The organism is Jatrophihabitans sp. (assembly GCF_051960575.1).
Classification (GTDB): domain Bacteria; phylum Actinomycetota; class Actinomycetes; order Mycobacteriales; family Jatrophihabitantaceae; genus JBQCEE01.
On record NZ_JBQCEE010000356.1, the window covers coordinates 1 to 8,080 of the forward strand.

Sequence of the window (8,080 nt, forward strand, 5' to 3'; positions counted from 1 at the left end):
CCCCCCCCCCCCCCCACCCGCCGTGGCCCTGCCCTACTATGTGGTCCCCCGCCCCCCCGGGGCGCTCGGCCTCGCGGTCGGGTCGGGTGCGACCGCGGCGACGACCCGGGCCGAGGTCGTGGCGCGCGACGGCGGGCGCGCCGCCCGCTTCCCGGGCCAACCGGACGTCGGTGGCGACGTCCCTGTGCACGAACTGCTCGCCCGGACGGCGATCGACGAGGTCGAACGCATCGACGGTGGCCCGGTGGCGGCGTCCGACGTGATCGAGACGCGCGACTTCCTGCGGCCGCTGTTCCGCGAGGGACGACTGGTGCTGCCCGTGCTGCCGGCCGGCGACGGCCGGGTCGCGCCGTTCGAGGTGCCGAACCCCACCCCGTGCTGCGGCGGCCGGTAGCGGCTCAACCGTTGTCGAGGACGGCCGAGACGGCCCGACCGACCGCGACGACGGCGGCGACCAGCCCGGTGCGGTCGATGTCGAGATCTCCGGCGAGCCAACGGCTCACGACCTCGGTGGTGCCCGCGACGATGAGCAGGGTCGCTGTGCGGGCGGCCGGGTCGTGCCCGTCGAGGTCGAGCACGTGCCGCACGAGCAGGTCGGTGAAGACGTCGAACTCGGCGATGCGCCTGGTCTCGAGCGACGACAGCCGCGGTGCCTCGAGGAACAACCGCGCCGCGCGGGGGTCGGCGGTGAGCGCCGAGACCAGCGTGGCCACGGTGCGCTCGATGCGCGTCTCGACCCGATCGCGCGGGTCGAGCACGGCGACGATGGCGGCACGCACGCTGTCGAGCACCTCCTCGAGCACGGCGACGAGCAGGGCGTCGCGGTCGGGGAAGGCCTCGTAGAAGTACCGCTTCGACAGCCCGGCCCGGGCGCAGACGGCGTCGACGGTTACCGCGGTGACGCCGACGGCGCCGACCTGCTCGCGCCCCGCCTCGAGCAGGCGTGCGCGCCGGTCGGCGCGGCGGGCGTCGGCGCTCACCCCGCGGTACGGACGGACGACCTCGCTCATCGGTCCATCTTGACACGCGGGCGTTCTTGTTTCAGGGTGACGAACAGGAACGCTCGTGTTCCACTTCGCCGACCAGGGGTGATCGTCGATGGGATGCTGCCTCGCGCTGGCCGCGCTGATGTCGCTCGTGCTGCGCGGCTGGTACGCCGTTCGGCCCGGCGCCCGGCCGGCCGTGACCGCGTTCGCGCCGCCCGCCGAACGGCCCGCGCCGCGGCCGTCGCCGGTCGCGCGAGCGGTGCCGCGACCGTCGCCGTTGCGCGGCGCCGCGTGACCGCCGTCGACCGCGACGCCCCGGCCGGCACCGACCGGCAGGTGGTGGCGCTGCTGCCGACCCCGCGCCGTGCGGTACCGCCGGTCACGGCCCGCATCCGCCGGCGCAACGCGGTCGCGTACGCCGTGCTCTGGCTGGTCGGTCTGCTGCCGTCCCTGCTCGGCGCGGCGCCGGCGTGGTCGGCCCTGGGGCTGGGGCTGGTCGTGCCGGGCGGGGGACTGCTCGCCGCCGGCCACCCGTTGCTCGCGCTGGGCGCGCTGGGGGCGGTCGGCCTCTCGGTGCTGCTCTGGTGGGCCATGGGACCCACCGTGCTGCCGCCGGTGGTCTGGCTCGGCACCGCGGCCTGGGGTGCGGCCGCGGCCGACCACGTCGACCCCACCGCACGCGTCGTCTCGGCCGCCGTCGTCCCGGCGTTGCTGGCGGTCCTCGTGGTGCTGCACCGCGTGCGGCACGCCCGGCAGGCCCGGGTGGGGGCGCGGCTCAACGAGCGTCTCGCCGCGGCACCGTTCGTCGTCACGGGCGCGCCCGGCCTCGACGTGCGGGTACCGGTCGCCGAGAGCACGCCGGACGACCTCGCCCACCTGCGGTTCGCCCTCGACCTCGCGCTGCAGCCGCTCGAGTCGTTCGAGGGCTTCGACCGCATCGACCAGTTCCGCGAGGCTGCGACCCGCTACCAGCTCAACGCCCTCGGCTACTCGCTCGCGATGGCCCAGTTCACCCGCACACCCGCGTTCACCGGCTACCTCGCCGAGGCTCAGCGCAACGCCATCGAGAAGATGCTCGACCGGCGCGTGTGGGGCTACTGGGCGCTCGAGAACGCCTGGGGCAACCTGCGGCGCGACCGCGACCCGATCGACAACGGCGAGAACATCATGCTCACCGGCTTCCACGGGCTCCTGGTCGGGATGTTTGCCGCGCTCAACGACGACCGCTACCGGAAGCCGGGTGCGCTGACCTACCGCTGGGACGAGGGGGAGACCCATCCCCACGACTTCTCGACCCTCGCTGCGCGCGTGCACCGCAACGTCCGTTGCGCCGCGTACACGCTCTTCCCGTGCGAGCCGAACTGGATCTACACGGTCTGCAACACCTTCGGCATGAACACCCTGCTCAGCCACGACCGCTCGTACGGCACGAGCTGGTTCGCCGAGGTGGAACCGGCGCTGCGGCACGCCTACGAGACGGAGTTCCTGCGTCCCGACGGCCGGATCATCGGCGTGCGCAGCCGCCACCTGGGACTGTCGTGGAACCTGTGGGCGGGGCCGTCGATCCAGCTGACGACGGCGTTCTGGATGCATCCGGCGCTGCCGGACATCGCCCACCGCACGTGGTGGCTGCTGCGCGAGACGGCGTTGCGCCGCGACGACGACGGCCCCGTGTTCCCACGGTTGTTGTCGGCGCGGCTCGACCCCGGCAACTACCGCGTCGGACGCGACACCTACAGCACCATCGTCACCCTCATGGCCGCCCGCGAACTCGGCGACGACGACTGGGCCGAGGCAGCAGCGCGCCGCCTCGCCGAGCACGAACCGGTGCTGGAGGCCGACGGGGCGCGCCGCTACGCGGACGCGTCGGTGATGGCGAACCTCTACGGCAACCTCGGCCGCTTCGGGCGGCGCAGCGCGCTGCGTGACCTGGTCGTGCACGGGGCTCCACAGGTGTGGAGGCAGGGGCCGCTGCTCGCCGAGTGCGCCTACCCCGACGTGCTCGTCGCGAAGGCGGTGACCGACGGGCGGGCGCTCGACCTCGTGCTGCGCCCCGGCCGCGGCCCGCGCCGCACCCTGCTGCGCGTCGAGCGACTGGAGCCGCACCGCGAGTACGAGGTGCGCGGCGGACGCGACGCGGTCGTCACGGCCTCGGCCACCGGCGAGGCGCTCGTCGACATCGAACTGGAGGACCGGCATGAACTCCGCCTCGCGCCCCGCTGAGCACGCGTTCGAGGGCCGCCGTCTCGTCAGCGGCCGCGCCATCCGGCGGCGGCTCGACACGCTCGACCCGGTGCGTGACCACGAGGAGGCCGCGCACCTGAGCAACGAGGTGCGCTACGGCGACGCCTGGTTCGTGCACGCCGCCTACCTGGTCGCGTTCACCCGGCAGTTGGCGGTGCCGTCGATCGCCCGCATCGTGCACCGCACCGGCACCGGCGACATGATGGCCGACGCGCGGCGACGCAACGACCACACGCTCGTCTTCTTCGGCGAGATGCTGCGCCACGGCCACACCAGCGCCCGCGGCCGGGCGGCCATCGACCGGATGGAGGAGATCCACCGGCGGTTCGGCATCAGCGCCGAGGACAAGCTCTACACCCTGGCGTCCCTCGCGGTGGAGGCCGATCGCATCACCGACCATCTCGGCATCGAGGTCTTCACCGAGGTCGAGCGGCAGACCCGGTTCCTGTTCTGGCGGGGCGTCGGCGAGTACATGGGGCTCACCGTGCCGCCGACCCGGGCCGAGCTCGTGCGATGGACCCTCGCGTTCGAGCACGAGCGGTACGGCCCGACCCCGGGTGGCCGTGCGGTGGTCGAGCAACTGTTCGTCGACTGGCGCGAGCGGTGGTTCCCCGGGCCGCTGCGGCGCCTGGCCGATCCGTTGCTCCTGCTGCTGCTCGACGAGCCGCTGCGGGCGGTGCACGGGCTGCCCGACCCGCCCGCCGGGCTCGTGCCGTGGGCGCGCCGGGTGGTGCGTCCCTACCTCGCCCTGCAGGCAGCGCGGCCGCACCGCCCGACGCGGTCGTGGACCGACCACTTCGGCGGCGGCCGCGACCGCGCGATCGACCTGCGGACGATCGGCCACCGACCGTCCGTGGACGTCAGCCGAGCAGGTCCCGCAGCCGTGCGTTGACCCACCCGCTGGCGTCGACGATCGCCGGGCTGATCGCCTCGAGACCGTAGAAGCCGTGGATCAGGCCGGCGAACTGCTGGTGCTCGACCTTCACGCCGGCGGCGGCGAGCGCCTCGGCGTAGCGGTTGCCCTCGTCGCGCAGCGGGTCGTACTCGGCCGTGACCACGACGGCCGGCGCGAGGCCCTCGAGCTGCCCGTACAGCGGTGAGACCTGGGGATCGGTGGCGAGCTCCTGCGCCCGCGGGTCGTGCTCGTCGGCGATGTCGAGGTACTGCTGGGCGAACCAGTGCATGTCGTCGAGGGTGAGGAAGTAGCCCTCGGCGTTCTCCTCCCGGGACGCGTAGTCGCCGAGCAGGTCGACCGCCGGGTAGACGAGCAGCTGCGCCGCGAGCGCGAGCCCGTCCCGCCGTGCGTGTTGCGCGCAGACGGCGGCGAGATTGCCCCCGGCGCTGTCGCCGCCGACCACGAGGCGGTCGGCGTCACCGCCGTAGGCGTCGATGTGCTCGGCGACGTCGCGCAGCGCGGCGTACGAGTCGTCGACCGCGGCCGGGAAGCGGTGCTCGGGCGCGAGCCGGTAGTCGACGCTGACGACGACCGCGCCGACATCGCGCACGAGGTTGCGGCAGACGCCGTCGTGGGTGTCCAGGTCACCGATGACGAAGCCGCCACCGTGCAGGTACACGACCGTGGGCACGCGGCCGTCGCTCTCGGGGCGGTAGACGCGGACCGGGATGTCGCCGGCCACCGTGGTGTCCTCGACCGACCCGACCGGCACGACGGTCGCCGGGTCACGCATGTCGACCATCAGGGTGCGCAGGCCCGCGCGGGCGTCGGCGGCGGTGCCCTGCGACATGGGGGGCAGGTTGGCGGCCGCCATCATCTGCAGCAGGCCGGCGACGTTGGCATCCAGTGGCATGTCCCGCACAGTAGCCTGCCGTCATGATCGACCCTGCGGTCGTCGACTGGTTGCTCGCGGGTGACCCGGCGGTGCGGTGGCAGACGCTGCGCGACCTCACCGACGCGCCGCCCGAGCAGGTCGCGGCCGAGCGTGCGCGGGTGGCCACCGAGGGGTGGGGCGCCACGCTGCTCGCGGCGCGCGACCCCGACGGGCAGTGGGCGGGCGGTGCCTGCTTCCCGGCCGACTTCCGCGGCGACTTCAGCCAGGGCCAGCCGTGGACGTCGACGCTGCCGACGCTCACCCTGCTGCGTGACCTCGGCGTCGATCCCGCCGCACCGGCGATGCGCGAGACCGTCGCGCTCGTCGGGGCCAACTGCCGGTGGGAGTACGACGACGCGCCCTTCTGGCAGGGCGAGGTCGAGCCCTGCATCAACGGGCGCACGGTCGCGATCGGCGCGTACTTCGGTGCCGACGTCCGGGGCATCGTCGACCGGCTGCTCACCGAACGCCTGGCCGACGGCGGGTGGAACTGCGAGGCCGAGCGCGGCTCGGTGCGCTCGTCGTTCGACACGACCATCGACGTGCTCGACGGACTGCGCGAGTACGAGCGCGTCGTGGGCGCATCGGCCGCCATCGGCGAGGCCTGCCGGGCGGGGGAGGAGTACCTGCTCGAGCGCGGCCTGTTCCGCCGGCTCAGCACGGGCGAGCCCGCCGATCCGGCGTACCTCGACCTCGCGTTCCCCACCTGGTGGCACCACGACGTGCTGCGCGGCCTCGAGCACTTCCGCGCCGTGGGCGGCGCCCCCGACCCCCGGCTCGACGAGGCGGTGGGCATCGTGCGCGACAAGCAGCAGCCGGACGGCCGGTGGCTGCTCGAGCGCACCCACCGCGGCGCCGTCCCCGTCGTGCTGGAGGACGGGGTCGGCCGGCCCAGCCCGAGGAACACGTTGCGTGCCGCCCGCGTGCTGCGCTGGGTCGACTCCTACGGGCGTTGAGTCATGGGCTGGATAGAGTCGGTGGCATGACGCATGCCGATGACGCCTTCGCCTCGTTCCAGCAGCGGCTCGGTCAGCCCGAGGGCACCGGCGACTGGTGGACGGTGACGCAGGAGCAGATCGACGCCTTCGCCGACGTCACCGACGACCACCAGTTCATCCACGTCGATCCGGCCCGGGCGGCGACGGAGTCGCCCTGGGGCACGACCATCGCGCACGGCTTCCTGACGCTGTCGCTGCTCACACCGCTGTCCTCGAGCATCCCGGCGCGCAGCGAGACGCTCACCGGCATCCTGATGGGCGTCAACTACGGCTTCGACAAGGTGCGCTTCATCAACCCGGTGAAGGTCGGCTCGCGCATCCGCGCGTCGAGCGTGCTGGCGAAGGCCGAGCAGCGCGACGCGAACACGCTGCAGGTCACGCGGGCGGTCACGGTCGAGATCGAGGGCGAGTCGAAGCCCGCGCTCTCGGCCGAGTGGATCACGCGGCTCGTCTACGCCTGACCGGCCCGTCGCCGGGCCCGTCGCTCAGAACGAGGTCGGACGCGGCCGGCGTCGGCCCTGTGCGTCCTCGCGCGCCGACCGTCGCGGGTACGTGATGGTCGGCGCGATGAGCTTCACGACCAGCGACGAGACGTCCGCGCGCACGGCCGCCGGCTCGATGCCGAGCTCGGCGGCGATCTGGTTGTCGGAGTGGCGGGTCAGCAGCAGTTGCCGCACCGCCTCCTCACGGGCGGTGAGGCCGCCGAGCCGCGAGCCGTCGACGGCCGACCGCAGTGCCCGCAGCGCAGCCTCCTTCTCGGCGACCAGGTAGTTGTGGCCGCGGGCCACGCCACGGATGGTCGCGCCGAGGGTCTGCGAGTCGGCGTCCTTGACGACATAGCCGGAGGCGCCGGCCAGGGCTGCGGTGAGCTGGGTGGTGCGGTCGTCGAGGCTGCTGAAGACGACACAGTGCACGGCCGGGCCGAGGGCCCGCACCTCGCGGCAGAACTCGAGGCCGCTGCCGTCGGGCAGCCGGATGTCCAGCACGACGACGTCGGGACGCACGGTGGCGAAGGCGGCGCGGGCGTCACGGAGGTTCGCGGCCTCGCCGACGACCTCCAGGTCGCTCTCGAGCCCGAGCATCTCGGCGACACCACGGCGCACGATCTCGTGGTCCTCGACGAGGAAGACCCGCGCGGTCCGGGCGTGCGGGCGCGGCGGACGGTGCGGTCGGAGGGTGAGCGACATGCAGGAACTCCTCGGGTGCTGCGGCGCCAGCCACAACAGGTCCGGCCGCCGGGTGGCGTCCGGAGGTGCTGTCTCGAGACGTCCGAACCCGCCCCGCCGTGCCGTCGTCACGCCCCCGCAGATCGTGCGACCGAGGTGCACTCTACGGATGTTGTGACGACCTGTCACGTCCGCAAATGAGACATGTCGACCCGGCGCGTCGTGCGGTCCGGCGCGTCGCGCGGTGCGGTGTCGTGCCTGCTCGGGCCCGTCGCGCCCGTCGCGCGCCGGAACCGGTGCAGGGCGGCCCCCAGGGCGCGGGTGAACTGTTCGGCGTCGGGCGCGAAGCCGGGTGCGCACGAGATGCCGAGTGACAGTCGTCCGTCGTAGGCGACCCCGGCGACCGTTGCGCGCGCGCCGTCCGGCACGGGACGGCACGGCACCACGCGGTCGAGCCGTGCGCCGAGCACCCGTGCGGGACGCTCCGGCCCGGCGACCATGCCCGGCACGACGATGCCCGTCGGGCCGTCCGCCGGCCCCATGCCACGCGTCGCCAGCACGTGTCCCCACGCACGGTCGACCATCGCGTGCAGCACGCCGTCGCGGGTGGCCGCGCCGGCCGCAGCCACCGCGTCGACGTCCGCGAGCTCGACCGTCGTCGCCCGGTATCGGCGGGCGTCCACCGGGTCGGCCGTGGCGCGCACCATCCGGCCTAGTGACCGGCGCGCGACGGCCCGTGCGGCGTGCAGTCCGGATCCGGCGACGAGCGACGGCAGACGCAGCGCCTCCGCGGCGACCTGCCGCACCGTCGGGAACGGCGTGCGCGGCGCGATCGGCGCGAGCGGCGCGATCGGCGT

10 protein-coding genes are annotated in these 8,080 nt (G+C 74.0%); 6 read left to right on the forward strand and 4 right to left on the reverse strand.

From position 1 onward, the window contains the following. The coding region (locus ACTHMS_RS19745) for a hypothetical protein (protein WP_440308372.1) at positions 1-394 on the forward strand (394 nt) is incomplete at its 5' end. 4 nt (positions 395-398) lie between these two features. Here the strand turns inward: ACTHMS_RS19745 and ACTHMS_RS19750 are convergent. Further along, entirely contained in the window at positions 399-1,010 is a 612-nt protein-coding gene (locus ACTHMS_RS19750; protein WP_440308373.1) for a TetR/AcrR family transcriptional regulator, read from the reverse strand. A gap of 88 nt (positions 1,011-1,098) precedes the next feature. Between ACTHMS_RS19750 and ACTHMS_RS19755 the strand changes: the two genes are divergently transcribed. The 3 genes from ACTHMS_RS19755 to ACTHMS_RS19765 are packed head-to-tail and all read left to right on the forward strand — an operon-like array spanning position 1,099 to position 4,122. After that, a complete protein-coding gene (locus tag ACTHMS_RS19755; protein ID WP_440308374.1) occupies positions 1,099-1,281 on the forward strand; it encodes a hypothetical protein in 183 nt (60 codons plus the stop codon). After that, on the forward strand, positions 1,278-3,209 hold the full coding sequence (locus ACTHMS_RS19760) for a linalool dehydratase/isomerase domain-containing protein (RefSeq protein ID WP_440308375.1): 1,932 nt from the start codon (positions 1,278-1,280) through the stop codon (positions 3,207-3,209). The genes ACTHMS_RS19755 and ACTHMS_RS19760 overlap by 4 nt, the downstream gene beginning before the upstream one ends. Beyond that, positions 3,184-4,122 carry a DUF2236 domain-containing protein gene (locus ACTHMS_RS19765; protein ID WP_440308376.1) on the forward strand — a complete coding sequence of 313 codons (939 nt, stop codon included), beginning with the start codon at positions 3,184-3,186 and terminating at the stop codon, positions 4,120-4,122. Before ACTHMS_RS19760 ends, ACTHMS_RS19765 begins: the two co-directional genes overlap by 26 nt. Here ACTHMS_RS19765 and ACTHMS_RS19770 read toward each other — a convergent pair. Next, complete coding sequence (locus ACTHMS_RS19770; RefSeq protein ID WP_440308377.1) at positions 4,091-5,038, reverse strand: alpha/beta hydrolase; 948 nt, start codon at positions 5,036-5,038, stop codon at positions 4,091-4,093. The genes ACTHMS_RS19765 and ACTHMS_RS19770 overlap by 32 nt on opposite strands. A gap of 23 nt (positions 5,039-5,061) precedes the next feature. On the opposite strand from ACTHMS_RS19770, the gene ACTHMS_RS19775 reads away from it, so the two are divergent. Next, positions 5,062-6,015 carry a hypothetical protein gene (locus tag ACTHMS_RS19775; protein WP_440308378.1) on the forward strand — a complete coding sequence of 318 codons (954 nt, stop codon included), beginning with the start codon at positions 5,062-5,064 and terminating at the stop codon, positions 6,013-6,015. A 26-nt stretch (positions 6,016-6,041) separates the two neighbouring features. Continuing rightward, positions 6,042-6,518 (forward strand): MaoC family dehydratase, encoded by a 477-nt coding sequence (locus ACTHMS_RS19780; RefSeq protein ID WP_440308379.1) that lies wholly within the window; start codon positions 6,042-6,044, stop codon positions 6,516-6,518. A gap of 24 nt (positions 6,519-6,542) precedes the next feature. Here the strand turns inward: ACTHMS_RS19780 and ACTHMS_RS19785 are convergent, their stop codons facing one another. Beyond that, positions 6,543-7,244: a response regulator gene (locus tag ACTHMS_RS19785; protein ID WP_440308380.1), complete on the reverse strand. Its 702-nt coding sequence runs from the start codon at positions 7,242-7,244 to the stop codon at positions 6,543-6,545. A gap of 164 nt (positions 7,245-7,408) precedes the next feature. Further along, positions 7,409-8,080: WS/DGAT domain-containing protein (locus tag ACTHMS_RS19790; protein ID WP_440308381.1), on the reverse strand; the 672-nt coding region annotated here is incomplete at its 5' end.